Source organism: Lysinibacillus sp. NPDC093190 (assembly GCF_050280425.1).
Lineage (GTDB): Bacteria > Bacillota > Bacilli > Bacillales_A > Planococcaceae > Lysinibacillus.
The window spans coordinates 97,025-122,990 of record NZ_JBNNVG010000002.1 but is presented as its reverse complement, the minus strand read 5'-3'; the positions used below and the strand labels follow the sequence as shown (position 1 = coordinate 122,990).

The following is a 25,966-nucleotide window of genomic DNA, read 5'->3' as shown; positions in this document are numbered from 1 at the left end:
TCATTGGGGCGATTGTTGTGTCAAAAGAATATATGAATGACGCAGATCAAGTGATGTATAAAAATCAACTATCAATGAGCCAATATATTAAGGAATACGAGGTTTCTCCTTTTTATCGTTTCATTGAGTCTGGTTGGTTTCTGATGCCAATCTTTTTTAGCATCGCCATGTTGATGATTTATGTTTTCTTTATTTGGTATCGAGATTGGTTTGGAAAAAATACGTTTATTTACAGATTATTAATGTTGCCAACTGAAAGAATTACTATTTATCTCGCAAAATTGACGACTATTATGCTGTTGGTACTTGGTTTGGTTACTTTGCAAATATTGTTATTCCCAATCGAAATACAAATTTTTAATAGTATTATACCAACAGATTTACAATCGCATTTTTCATTTTATGATATTTATAGTTTAAAAATGTGGCGCTGGCTGTATCCGAAAACCTTTACAGAATTTATCCTGATTTATGGAGTCGGGCTAATCTTTGTAGCAGTTCTATTCACTGCCATTTTAATTGAACGAAGTTACGGTTTAAAAGGCATTTTTTTCGCAATCGTTTATGGAATGCTTTCGTTCGGAGTCCTTTTTGTATCAATACTAGTGAATGAATTTGATAATGGCTATTTTTACGCACTTGAAGTCTTTCTAATGGAACTGGTAATGAGCATCATCGTATTAGGCAGTGCTATTTGGATCGCGAATCATTTGCTAAAATATAAAATTAGGGTCTAAGGGGGGAATGACAATGAAAAAATATTGGAAAACGATATTGATTAGTTTAATCATCGTGACGACAATCGGTACTTACTATATTCAACAGGCAATGGCAAAGGGTGTATCCTTTAAAATAGAAACAACGAGCGGAAATAAGGGAGAAATCGAAAATCTTATTCTTCAAGCGAGTTATAAGAGCGGTGATATTATTCGCGGGTTGCATATATCAAAGGATGGTTCGACTAATCAGAGCAGGTCTTTCATTGGAGAGTTGATAGGACGAAATAACCCTTTGATGTTTCAAAAATATATTGAAGAACACCGTAGTTTTATGCGTGGAAAAGAATTAAATCCTGGTCAGTATTTTGAAGACGAAGACCGTTTGATTTACACCACTTTTCAAAGTAATGGTCGAAAAGAGGGCCGAGGAAATTTGTTCACTCTTCAAATCGATACACTTGATAAACATACAAATGACAGTTCTTCATTTGAAATCAATATGCCAGACCAAGTGAGATATGACTGGATCAATGAGAGAGATGTCTATGTAGAAAATGGAAAAATAAAGATATTAGCAATTAGCTATCTCAATGGTGAGGAAGAGTTACATATATATACGGTTGATAAAAACAAAAAGGATTTAGAAAAGGACTCAATACTTGCAAAATTAGCGTCAGAAGAGAGAGTCCAGGCCAGCATCAATATATTTAATGACAATAATAAAGTACAAAATGAAAATTATCTCTTATATATGGTTGAAAAATACAAATACCTAGATGATGATAAGCGTGAAACGATTTCTGGCAAAATGTATCTTTATAACTATCTTAATAATGAAGTGAAGGAATGGACAATTCCAGCCGAATTAAAACCATATATGAAGTCAATTTTTCTAAATGGAACAGATATATTCATTCCTGTTCATTCAGCCAATGGATTAGAGCTGAACCGTTATAATATAGAAAAAAAACAGTGGGAAAAGCCTTTAAGCTTTAAATATCCAAGCATTGAAAATGATGAAGAAGAACCTTTTTTACAGATTACAGATGGTAAACTATATTTAGTCGATCGTGTTTCTGACGGTCATGTGTTCTTTATCGGTGATTTACGTACAGGTGAGTCATTATATGAAGGTAAAATCATCATCGAAAACAAAGAAAATCTAGATGCAGATTACTCACTATTTATCGAGCAATTATATAACATTAATTAAAGAACATAAAATTTAGAATACTTTTGGGATGCTGTACTGAAGAACATTGAGTTGCTTAGGCAGCTCTTTTTTTATTGGACTAACTTTGCAATTTATATCAATAGGAAAAGATTATAAAATAAGGTAAATATGTATGTGAAGGTGATATTATGGACCAAATAAAAGTTGGATCCTGGGTTATTGAAATAGTTGTTAATCGAACAAAGAAATTTTATGATAAATATCATTTAATCACAGAAGGGTGTAACTGTGATTTTTGCGCAAATTATGTTTTAGCTTGTGACAGGTTCCCATAAGAGATTAAAGACCTCTTAATTCACTTGGCATTAACCCTCGTAAAGAGGTAGAGTTTTCTGAATAAGGAGAATAAAGATGACACACATTTATATGGTAAACAATTACCATGCAAACCGTATCAAATGTAAAAACGGTTTATCGGAAGAAATAGCGAAGTACCAATCCTAATGTTGGCTGACACTTTGTAAGATACAATATTCATTATGTGATTCTAGCTGAGAAATCTGCTTTATCTAATTTGTATTTAATAATAAATATGTCAGTGCTTGTTTTAGTGAAGTAGCCTGACGATCTAATAAGAAAGCTAAATCAGTATGTGTTGATTCTAATCCTCCTTCACGAATACCTTTTTGAGTCATTACTAACATCGGAAGATAAGTTTCAGGTACTCCGGCACCTTTTAACATTTCTTCATATGAAGCTTCGTCTACTGCTAATAAAGGAACTTCTTTGCCTAATACTTCATTTAAAGTATCAACAAATTGCTGTTGTGTTAAATTTTTACCAGAAAGTTCATAAATTTTATTTTCGTGACCATCAGCTACCAAAACATTCGCTGCTGCCTCAGCTAAATCTGGGCGATATACCCAACCGATTTTCCTTCACCAGCAGAAGTTACCCAAGGGGCACCAGCCATACAACCTCGAATTGTGCCAAGTTCATTTTCTACATACCAATTGTTGCGTAGAATCACATAAGGAATACCTGATTCAATAATTGCTATTTCACGTGCTCTATGCAGACCTGCAAGGAAGAAGTCATTTCCTTGTGCCCTCGTAACACTTGGATAAATAATTTGTTTTACCCCTGTTGCTTTGGCAGAATTGCAGGCAGATGGAAAATCGTAATTTTGTGGCATTTAAGCCAAAATGAAATTGTTAGGTTTAATGAATTATTAAGGCTACTATCTGGTATCTCGAAAGGAATTTTAACTAGACAATTAAGAGAGCTTGAAGAGGACGGGCTAGTACTCAGAGAAGTTTATAAAGTTGTTCCACCAAAAGTAGAATATTCATTAACAGAGCAGGGGCAAAAGTTTTTACCTGTATTAGAAGCAATGCAAGTTTGGGGTAAAGATATACTAAATAAAAAATAAAGATGTATGAAAAACTTGAAGATTAATAATCAGTATTCACTTCTTATAACAAACAGCTAAAATGCATCGAGTTTAAATTTAAAAAATGAACACTCTCATATAGAATTATTTTCTTATTGAACTAACAGGGGCAAGAGTTAAAAAAGGTATTGCATCGGCAACATCTTTTTTCTTGTTGGATATTTACAATGGTAAGAGCAATTTTAACGATAGATAGTGTAAAAAGGTTTTAAGGAGATAGGTGATTCAATGAAATACAATTACAATTTATCGGTTAAAAACAAAGTCGAACTGATTAAAACTACAGATTATCCGACATTAAATGTTATATTTGAAGATATGTTCTCGCACCTAATTTATTATCATAACAAAATATTCCCGTTAGGAAAATCAAGAGATAGCGAATATATGTTCTTATTTTATCATATTGCTCATATTTGACAAGTATTTTGAGTGATATCTTTAATAACAATAATTATTTATTGTTTTACGATAAATAATTATTGACTTGGAATGAATGACAAGAAATATGTCAATAGCAAGTTATGAAAGAGGTGCTTTATGAAACAAAAAGAATTATCAAAATGGTTAAAATTGATAATTATATTTTGTACTTTATTTGGTTTATTGTTCTGTGTTTATGTTGGAACCCAAACAGGGAAGGAAGTCTTACTGGATTCAGAAGAACTACTAGCGTTATATAAACCATTTATTGCATTTATTTGGATAACAGGGATTCCGTTTTTTATAGCATTAGCTTTAGGCTGGAAAATATGTACGGATATTGGCTCCAATCAAGATTTTACGGTCGAGAATGCAGATAGATTGAAAATAATAAGTGTGTTAGCCATGATCGAAGGTGTTTTATATGTAGCTGCGTTACTTTATATTTTTGCGATTGGTAGCTACCACACAGATGTCCTAGTAATTATGTTACTTATTTTATTCTTTGCAATAGTGATCTCGGTCTTTACTTCAATGCTTTCTTATTTAGTAAGAAAAGCAAGTGAGATAAAGCAGGATAATGATTTAACGATTTGAGGTGTGTAAACGATGGTTATCATTGTAAATCTAGATGTCATGATGGCAAAGAGAAAAATGAGTGTTACAGAATTATCGGAAAAACTAGGCATTACAATGGAGAATGTTTCTATCTTGAAAAACGGAAAGGCAAAGGCCGTTAAATTTTCTACGTTAGAAAAAATATGCGAAGTTTTAGACTGCCAACCAGGTGACATTTTGGAATACAGAAAAAATGAAAATAATGAATAATGGGGATAGAATGATGAAAAAATATATATTTGCAACTTCACCGATTGTAATAGGAGTTTTATGTTTATTTATGAAGGGAATTATTGGTGATGAATTATTGCCTGATGGAACACTCGTAGAAAGAAACTTCTTTTTAATTCCTTTAAGTTATTTATTTTTCTTTAGCGGTATAATTTCATTATTATTTGCTACAATTTTTTCTACCGTTAAAAAGGTAAACATAGTTAAGTAATATGAAAAGATCAGGTTCACAAATAGGAGCCTGATCTTTTATTATGTTATTCCCAAGTTTGATCTAGCTTATCACTGTAGAACTTAATGGCTTTGCTATAATCTTTTATTCCTTCATGATGAGTAGTGTGAATTACTGTATTTAATAAAGTTTCCATAGCCTTAGAATGTTCTCTAAGATTATAAAGTGTCATCGCATAAAAAAACTTTATATGTTCGGCTTCTGGAAACTCACTTAGAGCTTGTTCTAGAATACGTTTCGACTGTTCATATTGCCCTAGTGTACGATAGGTGCTACCTAATCCTAAATAAGCATCTACTAAAAATTCGGGTTTAAGCCCCAATTGAATCGCTTTTTCATAGTGGGGGACAGCCTCTTGTTCTTTTCCTAATGAATCATATGTCCATGCACATTGAAATTGGTAGTATCCATTTTCAGGCTCTTCATTAACTAGAGCTACCATTAATTGATTCGCTTCTTCCAATCGACCATTCTCTCTTAATGTAATGATGTGTTGTAATCGCTTATCCATTGTCTTGTATCCTCTATCTTTCTATTTTTCCTAATATTTAATAATTTTAAACTTTTGAACTTATATTGTATACTTGATTCAAGTTTTAAAAATTTAACTTTTCTATATTATCAGGCATATTAAATAGAAAAATATAGAATTATTATCTGTACGAAATCGACAACAACGAAGGGCTCAACGCTCGTTTTTCAATTAATAAAATAATAATAGAGGTGAATCAGAATGCTTGAGCGTTCTATGGAGAAAACACGGGAATGTAAAAAAGAAAGGGAGTGATAGAAAGAAGAGCACAATGTTGATAGCTCTTCTATATAAAAAGAAAAGAGGACGATTATAATGAACAATTATCAAAGCATCTTTAGTGAAGGATTTGATTTAAAATATTGTGTGAAGGGACAAGGTAAGCCGATATTGGTAGTGGGTAGCAGTGTTTATTATCCACGCTTGTTCTCGGAAAATTTATATAAACATTTTCAATTTATCTTCTTAGATCATAGAGGTTTTGTGAAGCCTCCTCGTTCTTTAAAGAAAGAAGATTATACTTTGGATAAAATTGTAGAGGATATTGAAACAGCAAGACAATGGCTAAAGCTTGAGGATTTCATCATTTTAGGACATTCTGGACATGCATTTATGGCTGTGGCATATGCCGAAAAATATCCTCAGTATGTTCAGAAGGTAATTTTATTAAATTCCGCACCGACAAACAGTCAAGAGAGACAGCAGCAAAGTTTTTCATTTTTTAATGAGACAGCCAGTGCTGAGCGAACAAAGCAATTTGAGCATGATATTGCATTGTTAGAGAATGATATTCACAATGATCCAGAAAGACGATTTGTGCATATGTGTATTCGCATGGGAGCGCATAGCTTTTATGATTATACGTTCGATGCAGCTTATACGTGGGATGGCGTATATACAAATATGGAAGTCATTGATTACCTTTGGGGTGTAGCTTTTGCTGAACGAAATTTAATCCAATCATTGGCTCACGTAGATAAACCTATATTTGTAGGGTTAGGAAGGTATGATTATTTAGTCGCTCCTGTTTCGCTCTGGGATGTAATTGATTATTCATCTAAAAATGTTCAGAAGGTAATTTTTGAAAAAAGCGGCCATAACCCAATGTTTGAAGAACCGGATACTTTTGATAGAGAATTAATCAATTGGATTAATGAATAGAAAAGAACGATGACCAGTTACTCATATGGCTTTGTAATAAAGATTGATCATTTAAAATAAGGTTCATTAATTTATAATCCTAAATACAAAATCGCTAGAGAATTTTATTAATTCCCTAGCGATTTTTCTTTAACTTCGAAAAGTGAACTTAAGTGCCACCATATCTAAAATAGTAGCGATTATGATACCTACTGTATATCGAACCAAATCCTCTACAAGAAAACCTTTGCCAAGTATCAAAGCCCCAAGCGTTGTTCCACGAATCTGATTAAGCCAGTCTTCCTGATACAACTGGCTAAATTCTATGCCGAAGCTAAACAAAAAACTGAGCCAAATGGCTGATAGGGTGGTCTTACGCACTAGCAACAATCGAAATCCGAAATAGACCATCATAGCCCATAGCATGTCCCCTGCGTTCTGCGCTACAAATGAAGGAAGTAGAAGACTCCATTTTCTAGAGGCTAGGCCAAATAAAATGGTGAACACAATAGCTATCAAATAAGCTATTCGCATGTTGCGGTATTGTAAATTGATAGATTTATGCTCATTAGTCAATAGAATCACTCTTTCGATTATAAATATTAATTCATTATCTCATAAATGATGTCCGGAAGAATTAGGTGTGTATGCACCTTTGATGATAAGAAATAAAATAGACATATTGTGCAACATTACTTTATTATGTATAATTTTACTATATTATACAGAAAGCGTGTGATTTAAGATGAAAGTCAGCTCTATTTTTCCAACAAACAAATATAAGGTGTGGAAGAAATAAGAATAATAGATTCTTCTGCACGAAATCGGAGGAATTGAAATGTATAGTAATTATGGACCTTTATGTACAGAACTTTATGATTTGACAAAACCAGTAGGATATTCTATTGGTGGGGATATTGAATATTATCTTGAACGATTAAAAGGAACTAAGGGAAGAATACTAGAAGCAGGAGTGGGCTCTGGACGCTTCTTAATCCCTTTACTTGAAAATGGATATGATGTTGAGGGGATCGACTACTCACCTGAAATGTTAGATTCATGCCGAAAACACTGCAAAGGAAGAGGATTCAAGCCAAATCTATATGAAGGTAACTTAAGCAATTTTTCATTAGACTCAAAATATGAAGCGATTGTTATGCCGACAGGTTCGTTCTGTTTAATCGAGAATTCAAAAGATGCGATGGATGCATTAACATGTATGTACAATCATTTGATACCTGAAGGCCGCCTAATTGTAGACATGCTTTTACCTACAGACTGGCGAACAGGGGAAATTACTTCATCCTACTATGAAATTTCGCAAGAGGAAGGAATTGCAATAGAAAGAAAAGCCGTTGAAATGAACTGGATCGATCAATATACGTTAACCGTTTTAAAATATGAAAAATGGCGAAATGGTAAATTAATTGATACAGAGTTACAAAGATTTCCGTTAAAATGGTATGGAATTGAAGAATTCAAGCTTATATTAACAAACATAGGTTTTTCTGATATTACTTGCTCGGCTGAATATGTATATAACAAGGAGCCTTTAAAAGAGCATTCACTAATTACATTTGAAGCTGTTCGTAAATAAATATCTAGCAGGTTTTTTAGTTTTTATTAAAACCCATTTTTTTCTTGCTTTATTTTCACTGTATAAAGGAAAAATATGATTGTCTATATTTCAATGAAGGAAGAAGGGTTTGCCATGCATAAAGATATGAATTATGGTAGCGACTTTAAATTTAAATATATTCCAGCAACTTCAATATGGAGCGGAGATGGTATTGAAGTATTAGCTGATTTATACCAACATACGCTTCAAATTGTAAATATTGTGCTTTACGGTGAACCTCATAAAAGTGAATTTGTATTAGTGGATGCTGGTATGCCAAAAAGTGCACATAACATTATTTCAATAGCAGAGGAGAGGTTTGGATCAAATAGTCGACCTAAAGCATTAATTTTGACGAACGGTCACTTTGATCATGTTGGGGCGATAATTGATTTAATTGAACACTGGGGAATGCCGGTTTATGCCCATCCTTTAGAATTACCTTATTTAACTGGTAAAAAAAATTATCCTGAACCTGATCCTGTTGTAAATGGTGGCTTAATAGCAAAAGTGTCATCCATTTTCCCGAACGAAGCTATTAACTTAGGAAACAACGTTGAGGCGCTCCCGTCCGATGGCAGTATTCCATTTATGCAAGGTTTTCGTTGGATTCATACTCCGGGTCATACGCCAGGGCATATATCTTTATTTCGCGAAGAGGATCGAGCGTTAATTGTTGGAGATGCATTTGGTACGGTTCAACAAGAGTCGCTCTACAAAGTGTTGCTACAAAAAAAGGAAATTAGTGGACCGCCACGATATTTCACGACGGATTGGCAGGCTGCTTGGGATTCCGTAAAAAAATTAGAGGCATTAAAACCTTCAGTTGCTATTACAGGCCATGGATTACCAATGAAGGGGGAAGAGCTTACAAGAAATTTGCATAAATTAGCGACTGAATTTGAGCAGATTGCTTTACCTAATCACGGCAAATTCATGAATTAACATATTAAAAGGTCTCTGTAGGACGAAGAAACAAAATGAAGATATTCGTTCTAGATAAGATAAAAACTGCACTCCAATTGTTAGTTGTGCCTAACAATTGGAGTGCAGCTTATACTAAATTACTGATTAAATTGTCGTATTTTCCTTGTTTACCTCAATGTTATTTTCGGGAATAATAAGTGTGAAACCAACAATAACGACGAGTCCAGTAATTAAACCATAAATAATCGGTAGTGTAGAAGTAATTCCAAAAATGATAAATGAAATAAAGATAACTAGTGAACTAGCAATAATAGAATAGAAAGCAGCTTTACTTGTTACACGCTTCCAATAAAGACCGATAATGAGAGGTACGAAGATAGCACCTGATAAAATTGCATAGGCCATATCTAATGCCACTAGTATGTTTTGAATCCATACTGAGAAAATGATTGCTAATACACCTAAACCAAGAATAACAATTCGCGATGTATTAATGATATCTTTATCAGTCATATCTTTTTTTACGTATACCTTAATAATATCGTTAGTGACTAGGGTCGCAGAGGCAAAGATGGCTCCTGAAGCATTTGACATAAGTGCAGAACAAACACTAGCAAGAACAAGCCCCAAAAAGCCTGGTGGGAGAATTTCTAATGCAAGACTAGTAAATGCTGATTGAGAGTCTCCTAGATTTGGCAGTAGTACAAGGGCGCACATCCCCACAATACTTAGTACTAAGCCATAAAAAACACTGTATAGACCGGCCGATATGGCACTGCTTTTCGCTACTTTTTGATTTCTTGCTGTAAATACACGCTGCCAGATGTCTTGAGAAACCATTAAACCAAAGAAGTACAATAAAAAGTATTGGAAGATACGACCCCAGCCGATATTTGTAAGGCTAAGATGCGTTTCTGGCACACTACTAAATAGGGCTGTTAAACCTCCGACGCTGCTTACGCTAAACGGGAACATAATAAAAAATACACCGATAGTCATTACTATAAATTGTATAATATCGGTTAAGGTAATACTCCACATTCCACCTAAGATTGTATAAAAGAGTACGATTCCTCCGCCAATAATCATAGAAGGAATAAGGGACCAGCCCAGTAATACGTGAATAACATTTCCCATACCAATTACTTGTGTTACCACGACCATAAGGGTATAGATGGCTGTGACAATAGCACTGATAAGTTGAGTTCCTTCTCCAAAGCGCTTTCCGAGTAACTGACTAATAGTAAAAACCTCATAACCGCCAATTTTATTAACGACGAAAAGACCCAAGGCAGCTATACCAAAGCCCATCATCGAAACAAACCAAAGACCAGAAACCCCGAAATTATAACCTAATGTCGTGGAACCCATAGTAGCCGCACCACCAATAATAACAGCTGCTAAACAACCGACATGACTGTAGTACCCTAGCCGACTTCCTGCGAGGACAAAATCTTTTTCAGATTTCGCTTTTTTAACTCCTATTATTCCAATAATCATTAAGACACCGAAATAGAGAAGAAGAACAAAAGTATCCAGTATATTCATTTAAACACCCCCGAAACTTAATTCTAATTCGTATTCGGTAATCGCTTCGTCAAGCAAGGAAATTCCTAAGTCTAAATGTTCTTTATCTATATTTAATGGAGGCATCATTCGAATTACCTCGCCCTTATTACCGCTTAAATAGTAAATAACCCCTTTGTCCAGACACTTCTCCAGGATGTTCATTAAGCCCTTACCATTTGGTTCTCGGGTTTCAGGATGAATAATTTCAATTCCTAGCATCAAACCAATTCCACGAACATTTCCGATCGTGTGATGTTTTTCTTTTAAATGTATTAATTTTTTTAATGCATAGTCCCCTAATATTCTAGCATTTTCCACTAAACCTTCATCTTCTAATACGTCGATTGTAGCGCATGCGGCTGCACATGCAACAGGATTTCCACCGAATGTAGTACTATGACTACCAATTGTCCATTGTTCCATTAACTCCCGTGAAGCTACTGTTGCGCTAAGGGGCAAACCACTGGCAATTCCCTTAGCAATTGTCATAATATCTGGTGTCACACCAAATCGATTTGCCGCAAACCAGCCACCAGTTCGACCAAAACCAGTCTGAACTTCATCAAAGATTAATAAAATTCCGTATCGGTCACAGATTTCTCTTATTTTTTGTAACCATGCTGTTGGAGGGATAACATAACCGCCTTCTCCTAGAACAGGTTCTAAAATAACAGCTGCCACTTCATCTGGAGATACTTGATGATTAAATAAACGTTCAAAATCTTTTTCAACATGTTCTGACCAATATTCATCATGGTTTAAACCTTTTGGTGTCTCCGTTAATTGAGCATATGGTAATTGATATGTCATGTTTGCTCCAACCGGTAAATTCCTTCTATATTTACTTTTTGATGTAGTAAGACTTAACGCACCCATCGTTCTCCCATGGAATCCTCCAAGGAAAGAAACAATGTAAGGTCTCCTAGTTACATGTCTTGCTAATTTTACTGCACCTTCAATTGCTTCTGCTCCGCTATTTCCAAAGAAAAAACAATTTAATGACTCTGGTAAAATCTTTCTCAATTTCTTAGCTAATAGAATAATTGAATCGTAATTTATAATACCGATTGGACCATGCACTAAATGATCAACTTGATCTTTAATAGCTGTAATGACCTTTGGATGTCTATGCCCTGTATTTTCTGTAGCAATACCAGAAGTAAAATCTAGATACTTTCTACCGTCGACTCCTATATAAAATAAGCCCTCCGATTTTACTACCTGTAGATTCGGAAAATCCTTCGCCATTGTGGGTGCTAATAAGCCCTCTTCATTAATGTTTTTCCAATCAATCATAAAATCATCCCCATTTCATTGATGTTGAAAGAATTTTCTCTCAATTCAGAAAAAACGTCAAATGCCTACCATAAGAAATTTTAATAGTTAAAAAATAGTTGATAAAGCAGGATAGAAATAAAAAACATCTAATTCGACCTTGCATAATCTCATAATTTCTTACATGGAAGTAGGATAACTATTACTTTATAATGGAAATATATCTTTGGTTATTATGTGGGAATTAGGGGAAAGTAGACGGTGATTAAATGGAATTAAGGAATTTGAAAACCTTTCAAGTGGTCGCAGAAGAATTAAATATCACAAAGGCTGCCAAAAGATTAGGGTATACACAGCCAACTATTACGCTGCAAATACAGTCTTTAGAAAAAGAACTGAATCACACTCTATTAACAAGAGTTGGTAAAAAGACTCTTCTAACAGCTGCTGGAAAAAAGCTAAAAAACCATGTCGATAGCTTATTTATCTTTATAGATAAGGTAGAAAAAGACATGGAAGAACTACATGGACCGTCTGGCATTCTAACTATTGCTGCCTCAGAATATTATTGTACTCAACATCTTTCACCGATTGTAAAAGCTTATTTGGAAATATACCCGACTGTGAAAATAAGTCTTCTACCACTAAATAGTGTACATGCTATTAAAAGTGTGAGAGACCACGTAGCGGATATTGCTATTATTGCGAATGAGTGTAATGCTATCGATATTAGTAAAACTTTTTTAGAAGAGGAAAAGGCATTTTTAGTTGCTTCTTCTGGAATTAGTAAAGAAAGAAGTTTTCATGAAATTCTAAGAGAAGATACCTTTATCTCCTATGACTATCATTGTAGTTTCAGTAATATCATAGAACAATACTTCAAAAAGGCTGAATTTCAACCTCAGTCCACTATTATGGTTGGGGGAAGCGATGAGATGATAAAGCGTGCCGTGTTGAACGGAACAGGCTATGCGATTTTAGGTCAAAATGCTATTGCGAATGAAATACAGGACGGTTCGATCACCATCCTCCAACATGTTTCAGAAGCTATCATTACATCAGCCATTAATTTAAAAGTTCGCGCAGATGAACCAAATATACTAACGTTTAATGAATTTATACAAAACGCCTGGCCAGTTAGTAATAATCTTAGTGAATCATTAAATTAAATTAAATTAAATTAAATTGCAAAAAAGATAATTAGAAAATGGGGAGTACAAGAGTGCATTCTCATTTTTTATTTCTAATGTTGGATATATAATTATATAAAAGAAAAAAACTGTAGCAAAAAATTTGCTACAGCCTAAATTGGTTCATGCCCCTTTGATGGCGCAATATGATATATTTTAACATAAAATACTTTATTGTAGTATATTTTGTTTTTTTACAACATTTCAATAATAATCAAAAAGCCTATTGACAAAAAAATACAGAATCGTTATATTCAACTTATTCAACGTTGAATATAAAAAGGTGATTACGATGACAAGACTATTAGTTCTTGCTATGTTAGGGCTAAAACCAATGACTGGCTATGATATTAAAGTAATGCTTGAATTAAGTGACGCAGAACGATGGGGTGGGGTGCTAATCGGCTCTATCTACAATGCTTTAAAGAAGCTTGAAAAAGATGGCTATATAGAGGTGGCTAGTATTGAATCCACGGGTCATAGACAAAAAGCAATTTACCAAATTACTGAAAAGGGCAGGGTGCATGAGCAAGAATTAATTATCGAGGCGCTTGAAAAATCCTCTGTAGTGTATCCTACAACTTTATATTCTGGTGTATCCTTTGCATTTAAACTGCCAAAAGCTAAAGCTGTGGAAGCACTAGAAAAGCAGAAAATAATTTTGGAACAAGAAGAAAAGGCTATCAATGCTGGCTATGAGGCGAAATTGATTGCTATGCAAGGAGAACTGCCAGCATTAACAAAGCTAGCATTTGATAATATGCTAGAAATTGTAAAAGTACAATCGAAATTTGTACATCAAGCTATTGAAATTATGAAAAAAAGTAACTCTCTCGAATGAGGGAGTTAAAAAATAGCTAAATATTCAACGTTGAATATACAATATTAAGTAAGGGGGAAAAATATGAAAAAGCTAATTAGTGCTAGTCAATTAACGAAAAGTTATAAAGCTAGGTGTGTCGTTGATCATATAAATGTTGCCATTAAAGAAGGTGAGATAGTAGCTTTAGTGGGCTCAAACGGTGCTGGAAAAACAACAACTATCGGTATGCTTCTTGGCATTATTCCGCAGGACAGTGGAACGATTGAGTACTGGACATCTGATTACAAAAAGGAAATAGGTACGCAGCTTCAATCAACCCCTTTTTTCGAAGGTTATTCTGTAGAGGATAATATGAAATTATTCGGGGCATTCTATGGAATTTCGCTAACAAAAAATGGTATTGATGAAAAACTCGCTGCTTTTGATTTATTGCAGGTCAAAAAAACGCCTGCTATCAAACTGTCATTAGGACAGCAAAAACGGCTAGCCATTATCGTGACAACTTTGCATCATCCTAAATTAGTAATTTTGGATGAACCTTCTGCTGGATTGGATCCTAGAGGCCAAAGAGAAATTCAACAGATCATTAAACGTTTAAAAGATACCGGCGTTACAGTTTTATTTTCTTCCCACGATATGTTGGAGGTAATGAATGTAGCTGACAGAGTGTTGATTATGCATCGTGGAAAAATAATGGCAAATGGCTCACCTGATGGTTTAATGGAGCACTATCAAACGCAAAATTTAGAAGAATTATTTTTTGAATTAACGAAGTGAGGAGTGAGAAAATGAAGGCTATATTCGTATTGAATTTGAAATCTAGCATAAAGGATATGTATTTACTCTTTTGGTCAATATTAATGCCATTTGCTGCAATCATTGCGTTAAAGATATTTTTACCGAGCTATGCAGAAAATTATGTAGAAGGAATCATTGCCGTTAGTGTGTTTTTTTATTCATTTATGACCACTGCTTTTATAGCGTTATCGCAAAGAAAAAGAGGGGTTTATAATTTACTCCACGCTACACCACTGCCATTATGGAAATATATCGTCAGTATTTCTAGTGCATGGTCGATAGTAGCGATTATTTTATCTTATATCGTGCTTTTATTCTCAATTGTCATCAATCAACTAAATTTTTCTTTTAATATCCTCTTATATATGACACCGATTATCCTAATAGCTTCATTAAGTTTTGTTTTTTTCAGCTTCTTTATTTCTAGTCTCGTGAAAAACGAGGGACATTTAAGTATGACTGCAAATGTACTGATGATACCACTGCTACTTTGTAGTAATGCATTTTTCACAATGGAAAAAGCACCAAACCTTATTCAATACATTAGTCTAGTAAATCCATTTGAATGGTTTTTAAATGGAATTAAAGCCGCATTTCTAAATAATTTTAGTACATGGGGAGAATCTTTACTTCTTTTATTGGGTTGCTTAGCTTTGACGCTTATCATTTCCTTAAAAACATTTAAGTATAGTGACCAATAAAAACTGAAGTTATTTAATCTTGGCTTGAAATTATGGAGCTGCCTTGAAGGGATATAAAGGCTGAGAATGGAATATTTCAGTAAAGACACTAGAGAGGGCGATGAGATGAGTGAAACGTTAATTAGAATAGGAACTACTTATATTCCAGTCAGCAAAGTAGAACTGTCATGTGAGTGGTATGTAAGTAAGTTGGGAGCAGAGTGCAGTTACGTAGATACCGATAAGGCTATTCTTAATTTTGCCAATCAAAGTATTTTTCTTGTTAGATCAATGAACAATCAAAGCTCAAATTTCATTGATTGCTACGGCAAAGAACATTTTTCGATTACCTTTGAGGTTGATGGATTAAGTGCATTAGAGACTATTCATAAAATTTTTAAAGATAAAGGAATTAGAGTTGGAGAAGTTGAAATTCGTGGACATGCGGGAAGAAATTTTGTTTTTTATGATTTAGACGGAAATAAATTTGATGTGTGGAGTGAGCTAAGTCCTAAATTTAAAGAAAAAGAAAATAAGGTTTGAAAGGAGTAGTTCGATTCCATTAAATTTCCCAGACAATTATTTTGGTGTCGGGAAATTCTTTTATTTTGTGTGATCCAGATGGAAATACATTAGGGGTTTGTCCAATAAACTATATAGAAACGATATTTTCTGAATAGTAAATATATAGAGGGTCACTTAGTATTATAAGTGACCCTTAGTAACAAGCCTCGGAGGTGTAAGACTAAAACATCTTACATTACTAAAATATGATACGATGTTATTCTTACATAGTTAATTGCCTGAGAAATAGTTTTAAAATATTAATACGTCATTTTATAGGCATAAAAGCTGCGGGATTTAATTGTTCAGATTCTATCACGATGCCAGTTAATCCTTTATCCGTTTTTGTTTCATGCCGTTTATCCTTTTCCCAAAAAACTGCATCTCCAGGCTGGACTTGATAATAGTGCTCCTGTTCATTTCTTACATATCCTTTGCCTTCTAAAATTAAGAGTAGCTGGGGAACCACAGCTTGATGATAGCCAATAACACCGTTTTCTTCTAAATACATGCACCCGATACTAGCTGGTACTTCCGTGTTAATAATCAGAGACATAATGAAATTTGATTTAAACTGTGTTATGTTTTTCCCATTCTCTTTAGACAATTGATAAAATTTCATTAGATTCCTCCGAACTTAACTTATTTTTTCACAGCATGAACGTAGTGAATCGTTTCAAAGGCTGTTAAATAATCTTTTCGATTGTCAAAATAAAGCTCATTTATTGTATCTGGCGATAGATGTTCATAAATAAGTAGGCCTGAGTTTTCTAACATTTTTTCCATTTCTTCATAAGTAAAACATGATTTCATCGGTTCACCACTTGCTGCAGCCATTTTCACCATGTTATCTACTCGATTTGAAATTCCTTTTTCTTTAAATAGTTTTTCATCTGCATAATCTAATACGATGGAACTTCCTGATGGTACATTGGCAAACAAATGATCAAGTAAGCTTGAAGTTTCCTCTTTCGTTAAATAATATGAAACGCCTAATAGATTAAAGAAAGTTTTTTTATTGTCAAAGCCGCTATCCAATAAATTTTGAGATGAAAACTTTTTTGTGAAATCCATCGAAATGAAATGTACATTACTCGGGAGCTTTAAATTAACTTCAGCCAATCTTTTCTTTTTAAATTCTTGTGTTGCAGGGTGATCAATTTCAAAGATTTCCAAAGTGTTTTCAAATTCCGGGTGTCTTAAGCTAAACGTATCTAACCCTGCTCCGAGTATGACATATTGCTGTAACCCTAGCATGACTTCATTTAACAAAACTTTTTCACAATAGGCTGCACGTGCCAAGGGAGTAGGAGAGAGTTGAGTTTGCACAATCCATTTCAATAGCTCTTCAGTTTGTCCATTTAATTTTTCCGCGATTTCTTTGTTAAAAAACTGGATGCCTTGAACCATATTTGTTTGAATGTCATGGAACTCATTTTGTGTGATTAACGCTTTTGCTAGATAGTCATCAAAAATTTTAGGGGTATCGAATTGACTATGATATGCTCTACTAAAAGCTGTGATTAATGAAGTTAAACTGGATTCACCTTTGTTCATGCAAATACACTCCTTCAAAAAAAATAGGATTCCCCTGGCCAGGAGAATCCTATTGTACAAATAAATTCTGTAAAAGTAAATTATTGCATAAATAACTTTTTTTGTCAAGTTATAAGTACCGAGAAGCAACTAGATAAAGAAATCTCTTTAATCAAATTTTTGGATAAATATTTTACCGTTCGGTTGAATTTCTGCATAGAAAACTTCTTCGATTGATTGTATATTTGCCTTTTTTAATTCGTTATCTAACCATTCTTTACTTTTTCCAACTTCCAATAAATTTCGTTTCATTAGCTTCCCATCAGTGATGATTTCAATAGGAATAAAAGCCGGAGATGAAGGATAGATATTTAAATCAATCTTTTGGGTGCTTTGAAATTCAGGCTTTTTCAGAATACTAAGCATGCCATTCGGTTCTAAAATAGCATAGTCAATTTCTGTAATTGAAAAAACTTGATATTGTCTAATCATCATTGTTAGATCATCAATATTAATTTTAGTGTTTGCTAAAGCTTTTCTATCTATTTTTCCTTTTTTAATAACGATTGTCGGTTGTCCATCAAGTAATGTTCTTGCCTTTCCAGATTTTAGAGCGATATAACTAATTAAAGTAGTAAGCACACACCAAACAATTAAGCTTACTAAAAATTTTGTGTATACAATTGTTTTTAAAACTACCATATTGGCTGCCATTGAACCAATTGTAATACCAGTTACGTAGTTAAAGAAGGTTAAGTGACTTAGTTGTTTTTTACCTAAAAACCTCGTAAGTGTCAGAAGAACAAAAAAACTAATAATCGTTTGAACAACTACTTGTAAATAACTTGTGTACAAATTCTCCCACTCCTTATCTAATCCCTAGAATACCCAATGAATTTTTAAAAGATACTCCAATATAACAACAGAGCTGAATTCATATTTGCAATTCTTTAAAAATCTAACAGAATCAGTGCATTATTGCCTCTTCATTATAACGAAGGGTTGATTTCCGTTTGACTGGGCGCTTATCCTGGGGCGTCGGGCTAACAGGTGTTTTTTGTGCGAAAGCGTAGTGTTAACGTAGCGACAGCGACAAGATGTTAATCAAGGCGTTATCACAGGACGTGATGGTTTTAGCCTTCGTTCCTCTATCGCTAATCCCCGAGGAGTCGCCCAATCTCCACTCCAATCAACTTATTTACATGGCATACGTTTTAACAAATTGTATCCACTATTTTCGGTAATGAACACATTATTATCAATAATGGAAAATATAGTAGGAGTTTTGGTAAGATAAGTATTATTTGATTAAAAGGAGAGTTTTTATGAATTCTAGAGTTCCTATTCCGGTTCAAAAAATTTTAAATGACTATATAACCCTATTTCAAAGTAAACTACCGAATACACTTGAGGGGTTCTATTTACATGGTTCAATTGCTCTGAACGCTTACATAAAAGGGTCTAGTGACATCGATTTTATTACAGTTGTCAACAGATCTTTAACCGAAGAAGATGTGAAAGTAATATCCGATCTTCACAAAGAATTAAATCAGAAATATATGGATACTGGGATGGACGGATGTTATTTACTTGTTGAGGATATTGGCAAAAAACAGAGTGAGGTAAAAGGTTGTTTAAACGTAAACGAAGGTAAAACTAATTGGAGTAATGATAATATTAACCCAATTACTTGGTGGATTTTAAAAAATAAAGGGATTACCGTTTTAGGGCCTGATGTAGCTACATATAACTTCAGTGTATATAATAGAGTGCTTGGTGATTATGTTTTAGAAAATATGAACAGTTATTGGTCGAATAGATTGCAAAAAATAAAAAAATATAAAGCATTTTTAATACCAAATAAATTAGTTGATTTAGAAGTAGAGTGGTCAATAACAGGTGTTTTACGGCAATTTTACACACTGCAAGAACACGATATTGTTTCAAAAGTAGATGCTTGTAAATATGCAATACTTCATTTACCAGAAGAATTTCACAATATTATTAACGAAGCCATCAGTATTCGAGAAGGTTCCAATATACGTTATTGTAATTCGAAAAAACAACGCTTAGATGCTACTATTCAATGTATGGATTATATACTTAAAGATTGTAATAGTATTAAAAATTAGTGAAATGTTTCATTTCATCTGCTATTACCGTTTATGGGAAAATATGATAGAATTAATTAGTCTTAAATGACAATTTCATTTAGGGGGTAGATATTATGATTAAAAATTATGTTAGCGTGATAAACAAAAAGGGGAAACCGTCTAACTAAAATATTATATAGCGTTTCTTCAAATTGAAGGGGGAAATAATTTGAATCAAGCATTACTTATTATTGATGCTCAGCAAGACTTAATGGATGGCAGCGAGAAAGAAAGTGCTGTTTTTAATAAGGAAAAGCTTATTAAAAATATCAATTTAGTCATTGGCAAAGCAAGGAAATCCAATATTCCAGTCGTGTTTGTAAGGGATCTCGATATTGCTGAAGGTAAAGGGGAAGGGTTCGATATTCATAATGGCATTAATGTACCTAATGAAGCTAAGATTTTCGATAAAAAAGCATCGAATTGTTTCCATGGGACTGAACTTCTAAGTCATTTACAAAGTCAAGACATTAAACATGTTGTTGTGATGGGCTGTTCGACGGAGCACTGTATCGATAGTGCCGTAAGAACTGCGACTATTAGTGGTTTGGATGTCACATTAGTTAGTGATGGGCATTCAACAGCAGACAGTGATATTTTAAGTGCAGAACAAATTATAAAGCATCATAATCATACACTTCATGGTCACTATAATGTCGATCACTTTTCTGTTGTTAGAAATTCTGAAGAAGACTTGTTCCAACCTACACATGATACGTATAGATAAAAAATGTATAAGGGCACTCATATTTCTAGAGGCTTTTGCAGCAATGTAAATGTAGCTATTTTTAGTAAATAAAATGTAAATAGAAAGGCGGGATAGTATGACCATATATATTGCATTACTTAGAGGAATTAATGTAGGCGGGCACAATAAAATCATCATGGCAGAATTAAGAAGTTCTCTTGAGCAACTTGGATTACAAAATGTGAAGACATATATCCAAAGTGGAAACATTCTTTTTGAATCAGAGGAAACTGAGGAGCATTTGCAAACGAAAATTCACGATAAAATTAAAGAAGAGTATGGGATATCAAGTGTTGTTGTTATTAGGACAGCCGAAGAATTACAGCAAATTGTTAGTCAATCTCCTTTTTCAGATCAGGAGGTTTCAGAAGCGGACAACTCATGTAAAGGGGAATGTTTACATGTTGCTTTGTTACCGTCAGCTCCTTCTGAGGTCAATAGTAACCAATTTTTATCTTTTACTAATGAAAGAGAACTTAGTATCATAAATGGAAGAGATGTGTATCTTTTATTTTATGACAGCATTCGAAATTCCAAACTTGGTAATAATCTAAAAAAGCTTGAGATTCCAGCAACTGTCCGTAATTGGAAAACGCTCATGAAGCTTTCAAGTTTGGTTGAAGAATTCAAACATTGATACCATTAATCACAATATAGAAAATACATTTTGTGGTTTGTGTGGAATTTGTTAGAATGATATGCTAAACTAGTAGTGTCATAGTTAACAAATGAACACGCATAAAAACAGCTAGGTATTCACAATTTTTTTGTGAGCCTAGCTTTTTTTGTTGATGACTTGTAACAATAAAAATCAATAAAGCTAATTGAACTGCACCTCAATTATTAGTTAATTCTTAATAATTGGGGTGCAGTTTTTAATTAATAAATTTGTAAGGAGTGAGTAAGAAAAAAGAGATGATTGATTCGTACAATTAAGTACATGAAAGGGGTCCTTTTCGGGTGGAAACATGTTTGTGAAGAAGGGTGGAGTGCTATTGCTTTTTTTGATTGAGAGTGCTGAACGGATATCAATTCATGCTAGCTACTCTCAATTGAGAATATCAATAAAAAACATAGCTCTTTAGAGGCGTATTTCTTAAATATACGAACGGAGAGAGAATCCATGTTTAAACTGATGGAACTAGGATGGAAAAAATATCATTTATCTAAATATTTTACAGGAATAATCATGTTTATTGTGGCAACCTATCTTCCGGTTAATCTTGTACCGTTTGGATTTAAAGTTGTAAGTGGACTGATGTTTTCAGAGTATATAGCACAAATGCCATTATTGAATATTCTTTTTAAAACAATATTGACGATTATTTTAGCTATTATTTTATTACGTTTAATAATTGATGAATATAAGAATAGTTTTGGTCTACCATTATTCAACATAATGAGTATTGTTTATATTATCATGCAATAATAAACTGAAGAGGAGAGATGGTGCTATGCTACATCTAATAAAGCTGGAATTGAAGAAATTTAACTTAGGTTGGTATATAAAAGGTGCGATTATTGCAAACATCATTATAACTGCAGTAGTGTGTTTCGTAATTTATATAGCACATAGAGAAGGGGATATACCCATTTCAACATATGAAGATGTTTATGTACTGATTGGTTCAAGTGTGAGGGGAACCTTTATTGTGTTCGCCTCTGTATTGATGGCGAAACTAGTTATTGAAGAATATAAAAACAGAACAATTTTGATTATGTTCTCTTATCCTGTTAGTCGAAAGAAACTGATTGCTAGTAAATTGACCTTGATCGCTTTATTAACATTCATAACTACGATGTTGTCGAATATCGTTGTTGCTGGTCTATTTTCGATCATTAATAATTATTTTCATATCGTTCCATTTACATTGACTGCAAGCCAGTTCATAGATGAAGCCATAAACATAGTACCTTTTACTATTGCCGCAACAGGAACAAGCTTAATTCCATTGTATTTTGGGATGCGTAATTATTCTGTTCCTGCCACTATTGGTTCATCTCTACTCGTGGTAGTAATTGCATGTTCTTATAACCCAGAAATATCATTGGTGACCTTCATTCCACTGCAATTAGGACTTGCAGCAGTTGGTGTAATAATTGCGTACCTAGGTATTCGTAATATTGAAAATGTGGATGTGATGTAATTTGGAGTTTGGTAAAACAAAATCAAAAGACTAAGTGAAACGGAAGAGTTTTAGCAATAAATATGTAAAGAGAGAAGGAACAAGAAATGGGAATGATTATAGGCATTATTACAGGAGCAGTTTTGGGTGTCATGTTATTATTAATCAGCATAATATTAATTTGGATTAGCAAGAGAAAACAAGAAGAGAGTCGCTATGCAATATGGATTTTGGTTGCAGGTTTTATAGCGCTAATAACATCAGGAAGCAATGCTTTAAGGTATTTCTTGTAAGGAATAATATTTTGGCTCAAGACAGGATTTTTGCAAGACTTTAACGACTCGGACGTTTTATTTGATCAGAAAAAATTATGGGTTTGCATAAAAAATCATAAATTTCCTTTATGTTCGGTTTTTGATAATGTAAAAGAAAGGAGGCGGGAAAGATGAGAATTTTTGATGCACACTTTCACATTATTGATTTTGATTTTCCGATTATTGAAAATCAAGGATATGTACCACCTAGTTATATTGTAGAAGATTACCAAAAAGAAACAGCGACTTATAATATTGTGGGTGGTGCAATTGTTTCAGGTTCTTTTCAAGGATTTGACCAAGCTTATTTAGTGAATGCTTTAGAGAAAATGGGATCTGCATACTGTGGTGTTACACAACTACCATTTGCGGTGACAGATGATAAGATTATGGATTTACATAAAAAAGGTGTGCGAGCACTACGATTCAATGTGAAGCGTGGCGGTTCCGAGGATTTAACGAAGCTCGATTACTTTGCAAGACGTGTTTATGATTTAGCTGGTTGGCATAGTGAATTATATATCGACGCAAAAGATTTGCCTGAAATCGCACCAACGATTGAAAAATTACCAGCGATTTCAATTGATCATTTGGGGTTATCCGAGGAAGGTTTACCTCATTTATTGCGCCTTGTAGAAAAAGGTGTACGAATAAAGGCGACAGGTTTCGGTCGTGTGGAGCTCGATGTAGAACATGCTTTGAAATCTATTTATGCTATCAATCCTGAAGCGTTAATGTTCGGTACAGACCTGCCGTCCACGCGAGCGAAAAGACCATTTGCTTATGCAGATATTGAACTGATTCAAGAATTATTTGATGCAACGTCAGCTGAGAAAATTCTTTATCAAAACGCGATGAATTTTTATTTTAAGTGAGTTTTTTGAGAAGTAGTAATCACTATAGGAAAAAATGCTATGGCAAGAATGAAATGGAAAAAGATACTACTATGCAGGCGAATTTTATTCACATATATGTACTCGTTCTGGTATTGGTATTACAATCTATCAGGATAGAGAAGCTATTGAACAGTTTGCTTTGCACGTGAAAAGTGAATTAAACTAAAGCGAAACCGAGTTAACTCATAAAAATTTGAGTACTCGGTTTTCTATTTGTGTGGATTGAACTGCACTATTTGTTATGTGAGCACTTAGTAAATACTTCTAAAAAGGTTGTCAACAGTCTGTAATTGTATCTTTAACAAAGTTTAACCGTTTGTAAGAAAGTTGTACCGTTTTGAAAAAAGTTATACCGTTTATAAAAAAGATGAACTGTTTTTTATCTTAGAATGAAAATTTATAAAAGTTTGATTAAAAATCCTGTTATAGCAGGATTTTTCCTTATTCAGCAATCGGGCCAGATTGTTGAGGAAAGTAAACACATATTTATACATAATACAATCGAGATTGTAAAGGATTACGCCTAAACTAGCGAAGCAGGTTAGTTCAACAAGGGAATGGATTATTTATTATTTGTAGAACTTATTTCTAATTCCTTTTTTCTGAAAGGAGTACGAAGGTAAGCTCTAAATACTATATATTAAAGTAAATTGATTTTGCCAAGTTTGGAGAAATGTAAGGGAGTCTTTTTCTTATTAATTAGCATAATGATCTTTCAAACAAAAAAGCCTGTAAAGAAAAAATAGCAATTTTCTCTACAAGCTAAAAGTACGTTATGGAATTAACTTTCCTTCTTTTCATTTTTTTGATAAATAGAAAAGATAATAAACGAAAGAATAGAAAGTAATCCAATTACAAGTAAACAGGCAGAAAATGCCCTTACATAATCTCTATATACGGCATTTTCTAAAGTATTACCTAAAAACTTCGAGAATGTAAGACTAATACCTGCAACCGCTAACGAATTTGCCAAATACATAAAAGTGTTATACAAACCAGATGCGACACCAATATGGTTCTTTGGAATTTTACTTAAGACCGCGTTTACTAAAGGTGTTGTGGCCAAACCCAAGCCAAGACCGTATATAAATAATAGTAGTAACCCATAAATATCAAATAAATTAGTTTCTCTAACTAAAAGTAGCATCATAAGAATACATGTACAAATACTCATTGTTAGTGCACCGGACCTTAACACAACTAGACCGAAGCGATGTACAAATTTAGACGATAAAATGGACGTTAAGAAGTAGCCAATACCCAACGGCAAAAATACTAAACTAGTTTCTGTTGTATTGTATTTCAAACCAAATTGTAGGAAATAGCTTAATATAAAGAAAAACGCAAACATACTTAAATAGATCGATAGTACAGAGCAAATTCCTATAATAAATAAGCGGTCCTTAAAAACTGTTAAATCAATAAGTGTTGCTTGCTGTTTTTTCTGTTTTCTACGTTCTACGAAAATAAATAAAGTAAGTATGATGAGTGATAAAATGAAGGACCCAATAATCCAAGGCTGCCACCCATATGTTTGTCCTTCTGACAATGGATAGACAAGTAATAGTATACTCAACATTAAAAGCGCGGCACCAAGCCAATCAATTTTTTGTGATTTTTCTCCTGTTGACTCAGGAATAATTGGCAGTAATAAAAGAGCTAGTATACCAAAGGGTAAATTAAAAAAGAAAACGGTTCTCCAACCTCCGCCAAACAAATTCCAACTTATTAGTAAGCCTCCTAATATCAATCCGAATGTAAAGGCAATACCCATAACAGCACCATATAACCCAAAGGCTAAATTTCTCTCTTTTGGAGGAAAAATCACCTGAATAGTCGCTAAAATTTGTGGTTGAATGAGAGCAGCTCCTAAACCTTGTGCAATTCTAGTACTAATTAATAACATTGGATTAGAAGTAATTCCTCCAATGACAGCTGTGATTGTGAATATAAGCAGTCCAAACCATAATATTTTCTTTCTTCCATAGAGATCACCAAGTTTACCTCCTAAGATAAGGGCTATAGAGAGGCCAATGGAATATCCTATAAATATTAATTGGGCTTGTGAAAAGCTAATTGCTAATTCATTTTGAATAACTGGAACTGCAATTTGAACCATATAGTTATTTAAAGAGATTAGTAATGTTGGAAGTAGGATAACTGCTAACGCGAACCACTTATATGAATAAGATGAATTGTCGTTTGTTGATTGAGTCATGTTGATGAC

29 protein-coding genes and 2 pseudogenes are annotated in these 25,966 nt (G+C 33.6%); 22 read left to right on the top strand and 9 right to left on the bottom strand.

Annotated features, from left to right (window positions below; all coding sequences use genetic code 11):
• Window positions 1-17: 17 nt before the first annotated feature.
• Complete coding sequence (locus ACQKOF_RS02590; protein ID WP_427553395.1) at window positions 18-737, top strand: hypothetical protein; 720 nt, start codon at window positions 18-20, stop codon at window positions 735-737.
• A 13-nt stretch (window positions 738-750) separates the two neighbouring features.
• Window positions 751-1,932 (top strand): hypothetical protein, encoded by a 1,182-nt coding sequence (locus ACQKOF_RS02585; RefSeq protein ID WP_427553392.1) that lies wholly within the window; start codon window positions 751-753, stop codon window positions 1,930-1,932.
• A gap of 530 nt (window positions 1,933-2,462) precedes the next feature.
• Here ACQKOF_RS02585 and ACQKOF_RS02580 read toward each other — a convergent pair.
• Window positions 2,463-3,064: pseudogene (locus ACQKOF_RS02580) on the bottom strand (SDR family NAD(P)-dependent oxidoreductase); the annotation flags it as partial.
• On the opposite strand from ACQKOF_RS02580, the pseudogene ACQKOF_RS02575 reads away from it, so the two are divergent.
• The 5 genes and pseudogenes from ACQKOF_RS02575 to ACQKOF_RS02555 all read left to right on the top strand — a co-directional run bounded on the left by ACQKOF_RS02575 (window position 2,966) and on the right by ACQKOF_RS02555 (window position 4,829).
• Window positions 2,966-3,351: pseudogene (locus ACQKOF_RS02575) on the top strand (winged helix-turn-helix transcriptional regulator). The pseudogenes ACQKOF_RS02580 and ACQKOF_RS02575 overlap by 99 nt on opposite strands.
• Before the next feature lie 223 nt (window positions 3,352-3,574).
• Window positions 3,575-3,766, top strand: coding sequence for a hypothetical protein (locus ACQKOF_RS02570; RefSeq protein WP_427553390.1), 192 nt, complete (start codon window positions 3,575-3,577; stop codon window positions 3,764-3,766).
• Window positions 3,767-3,886: 120 nt separating this feature from the next.
• Window positions 3,887-4,366 carry a DUF2975 domain-containing protein gene (locus ACQKOF_RS02565; RefSeq protein WP_427553387.1) on the top strand — a complete coding sequence of 160 codons (480 nt, stop codon included), beginning with the start codon at window positions 3,887-3,889 and terminating at the stop codon, window positions 4,364-4,366.
• 12 nt (window positions 4,367-4,378) lie between these two features.
• Window positions 4,379-4,597, top strand: a complete 219-nt coding sequence (locus ACQKOF_RS02560; RefSeq protein WP_427553385.1) for a helix-turn-helix domain-containing protein — start codon at window positions 4,379-4,381, stop codon at window positions 4,595-4,597.
• Between the two features lie 10 nt (window positions 4,598-4,607).
• On the top strand, window positions 4,608-4,829 hold the full coding sequence (locus tag ACQKOF_RS02555; RefSeq protein WP_427553383.1) for a DUF3955 domain-containing protein: 222 nt from the start codon (window positions 4,608-4,610) through the stop codon (window positions 4,827-4,829).
• A 46-nt stretch (window positions 4,830-4,875) separates the two neighbouring features.
• Here the strand turns inward: ACQKOF_RS02555 and ACQKOF_RS02550 are convergent, their stop codons facing one another.
• Window positions 4,876-5,361: a tetratricopeptide repeat protein gene (locus ACQKOF_RS02550; RefSeq protein ID WP_427553380.1), complete on the bottom strand. Its 486-nt coding sequence runs from the start codon at window positions 5,359-5,361 to the stop codon at window positions 4,876-4,878.
• A 336-nt stretch (window positions 5,362-5,697) separates the two neighbouring features.
• Between ACQKOF_RS02550 and ACQKOF_RS02545 the strand changes: the two genes are divergently transcribed.
• The gene (locus ACQKOF_RS02545; RefSeq protein WP_427553378.1) at window positions 5,698-6,543 is read left to right on the top strand and encodes an alpha/beta fold hydrolase; all 846 of its coding nucleotides are present in this window, start codon (window positions 5,698-5,700) and stop codon (window positions 6,541-6,543) included.
• Window positions 6,544-6,672: 129 nt separating this feature from the next.
• Here ACQKOF_RS02545 and ACQKOF_RS02540 read toward each other — a convergent pair whose 3' ends face one another.
• Complete coding sequence (locus ACQKOF_RS02540) at window positions 6,673-7,107, bottom strand: DUF2809 domain-containing protein (protein ID WP_427553375.1); 435 nt, start codon at window positions 7,105-7,107, stop codon at window positions 6,673-6,675.
• A 253-nt stretch (window positions 7,108-7,360) separates the two neighbouring features.
• Between ACQKOF_RS02540 and ACQKOF_RS02535 the strand changes: the two genes are divergently transcribed.
• Entirely contained in the window at window positions 7,361-8,119 is a 759-nt protein-coding gene (locus ACQKOF_RS02535) for a class I SAM-dependent methyltransferase (protein ID WP_427553373.1), read from the top strand.
• A gap of 114 nt (window positions 8,120-8,233) precedes the next feature.
• On the top strand, window positions 8,234-9,085 hold the full coding sequence (locus tag ACQKOF_RS02530; RefSeq protein WP_427553371.1) for an MBL fold metallo-hydrolase: 852 nt from the start codon (window positions 8,234-8,236) through the stop codon (window positions 9,083-9,085).
• Window positions 9,086-9,211: 126 nt separating this feature from the next.
• Here the strand turns inward: ACQKOF_RS02530 and ACQKOF_RS02525 are convergent, their stop codons facing one another.
• Complete coding sequence (locus ACQKOF_RS02525; protein ID WP_427553369.1) at window positions 9,212-10,615, bottom strand: sodium:solute symporter; 1,404 nt, start codon at window positions 10,613-10,615, stop codon at window positions 9,212-9,214.
• Entirely contained in the window at window positions 10,616-11,932 is a 1,317-nt protein-coding gene (locus tag ACQKOF_RS02520; RefSeq protein WP_427553367.1) for an aspartate aminotransferase family protein, read from the bottom strand.
• 248 nt (window positions 11,933-12,180) lie between these two features.
• Between ACQKOF_RS02520 and ACQKOF_RS02515 the strand changes: the two genes are divergently transcribed.
• The 5 genes from ACQKOF_RS02515 to ACQKOF_RS02495 all read left to right on the top strand — a co-directional run bounded on the left by ACQKOF_RS02515 (window position 12,181) and on the right by ACQKOF_RS02495 (window position 15,945).
• Window positions 12,181-13,080, top strand: a complete 900-nt coding sequence (locus ACQKOF_RS02515) for a LysR family transcriptional regulator (protein ID WP_427553365.1) — start codon at window positions 12,181-12,183, stop codon at window positions 13,078-13,080.
• Window positions 13,081-13,393: 313 nt separating this feature from the next.
• Window positions 13,394-13,942, top strand: a complete 549-nt coding sequence (locus tag ACQKOF_RS02510; RefSeq protein ID WP_427553363.1) for a PadR family transcriptional regulator — start codon at window positions 13,394-13,396, stop codon at window positions 13,940-13,942.
• A gap of 63 nt (window positions 13,943-14,005) precedes the next feature.
• Entirely contained in the window at window positions 14,006-14,701 is a 696-nt protein-coding gene (locus ACQKOF_RS02505) for an ABC transporter ATP-binding protein (RefSeq protein WP_427553361.1), read from the top strand.
• An 11-nt stretch (window positions 14,702-14,712) separates the two neighbouring features.
• Window positions 14,713-15,423 carry an ABC transporter permease gene (locus tag ACQKOF_RS02500; protein ID WP_427553359.1) on the top strand — a complete coding sequence of 237 codons (711 nt, stop codon included), beginning with the start codon at window positions 14,713-14,715 and terminating at the stop codon, window positions 15,421-15,423.
• 105 nt (window positions 15,424-15,528) lie between these two features.
• The gene (locus ACQKOF_RS02495; protein WP_427553357.1) at window positions 15,529-15,945 is read left to right on the top strand and encodes a VOC family protein; all 417 of its coding nucleotides are present in this window, start codon (window positions 15,529-15,531) and stop codon (window positions 15,943-15,945) included.
• A gap of 289 nt (window positions 15,946-16,234) precedes the next feature.
• On the opposite strand, the gene ACQKOF_RS02490 is transcribed toward ACQKOF_RS02495, so the two are convergent.
• The 3 genes from ACQKOF_RS02490 to ACQKOF_RS02480 form a co-directional block, all read right to left on the bottom strand.
• The gene (locus ACQKOF_RS02490; protein ID WP_427553355.1) at window positions 16,235-16,588 is read right to left on the bottom strand and encodes a cupin domain-containing protein; all 354 of its coding nucleotides are present in this window, start codon (window positions 16,586-16,588) and stop codon (window positions 16,235-16,237) included.
• A 20-nt stretch (window positions 16,589-16,608) separates the two neighbouring features.
• Window positions 16,609-17,523, bottom strand: a complete 915-nt coding sequence (locus ACQKOF_RS02485) for a class I SAM-dependent methyltransferase (protein ID WP_427553353.1) — start codon at window positions 17,521-17,523, stop codon at window positions 16,609-16,611.
• Window positions 17,524-17,670: 147 nt separating this feature from the next.
• Window positions 17,671-18,357 (bottom strand): DUF421 domain-containing protein, encoded by a 687-nt coding sequence (locus tag ACQKOF_RS02480; RefSeq protein ID WP_053594898.1) that lies wholly within the window; start codon window positions 18,355-18,357, stop codon window positions 17,671-17,673.
• A 470-nt stretch (window positions 18,358-18,827) separates the two neighbouring features.
• On the opposite strand from ACQKOF_RS02480, the gene ACQKOF_RS02475 reads away from it, so the two are divergent.
• From ACQKOF_RS02475 to ACQKOF_RS02445, 7 genes are all read left to right on the top strand, one after another.
• Window positions 18,828-19,634 (top strand): nucleotidyltransferase domain-containing protein, encoded by an 807-nt coding sequence (locus ACQKOF_RS02475; RefSeq protein ID WP_427553350.1) that lies wholly within the window; start codon window positions 18,828-18,830, stop codon window positions 19,632-19,634.
• A gap of 190 nt (window positions 19,635-19,824) precedes the next feature.
• Window positions 19,825-20,382, top strand: coding sequence for a cysteine hydrolase family protein (locus ACQKOF_RS02470; RefSeq protein WP_427553348.1), 558 nt, complete (start codon window positions 19,825-19,827; stop codon window positions 20,380-20,382).
• Between the two features lie 97 nt (window positions 20,383-20,479).
• Complete coding sequence (locus tag ACQKOF_RS02465; protein WP_427553347.1) at window positions 20,480-21,040, top strand: DUF1697 domain-containing protein; 561 nt, start codon at window positions 20,480-20,482, stop codon at window positions 21,038-21,040.
• Between the two features lie 486 nt (window positions 21,041-21,526).
• Entirely contained in the window at window positions 21,527-21,832 is a 306-nt protein-coding gene (locus tag ACQKOF_RS02460; RefSeq protein ID WP_427553345.1) for a hypothetical protein, read from the top strand.
• 25 nt (window positions 21,833-21,857) lie between these two features.
• Window positions 21,858-22,550, top strand: coding sequence for an ABC transporter permease (locus ACQKOF_RS02455; RefSeq protein WP_427553343.1), 693 nt, complete (start codon window positions 21,858-21,860; stop codon window positions 22,548-22,550).
• 86 nt (window positions 22,551-22,636) lie between these two features.
• Window positions 22,637-22,822: a hypothetical protein gene (locus ACQKOF_RS02450; protein ID WP_427553341.1), complete on the top strand. Its 186-nt coding sequence runs from the start codon at window positions 22,637-22,639 to the stop codon at window positions 22,820-22,822.
• 152 nt (window positions 22,823-22,974) lie between these two features.
• The gene (locus ACQKOF_RS02445; protein ID WP_427553339.1) at window positions 22,975-23,718 is read left to right on the top strand and encodes an amidohydrolase family protein; all 744 of its coding nucleotides are present in this window, start codon (window positions 22,975-22,977) and stop codon (window positions 23,716-23,718) included.
• Between the two features lie 802 nt (window positions 23,719-24,520).
• On the opposite strand, the gene ACQKOF_RS02440 is transcribed toward ACQKOF_RS02445, so the two are convergent.
• Window positions 24,521-25,957: an MFS transporter gene (locus ACQKOF_RS02440; RefSeq protein ID WP_427553337.1), complete on the bottom strand. Its 1,437-nt coding sequence runs from the start codon at window positions 25,955-25,957 to the stop codon at window positions 24,521-24,523.
• Window positions 25,958-25,966: the final 9 nt, after the last annotated feature.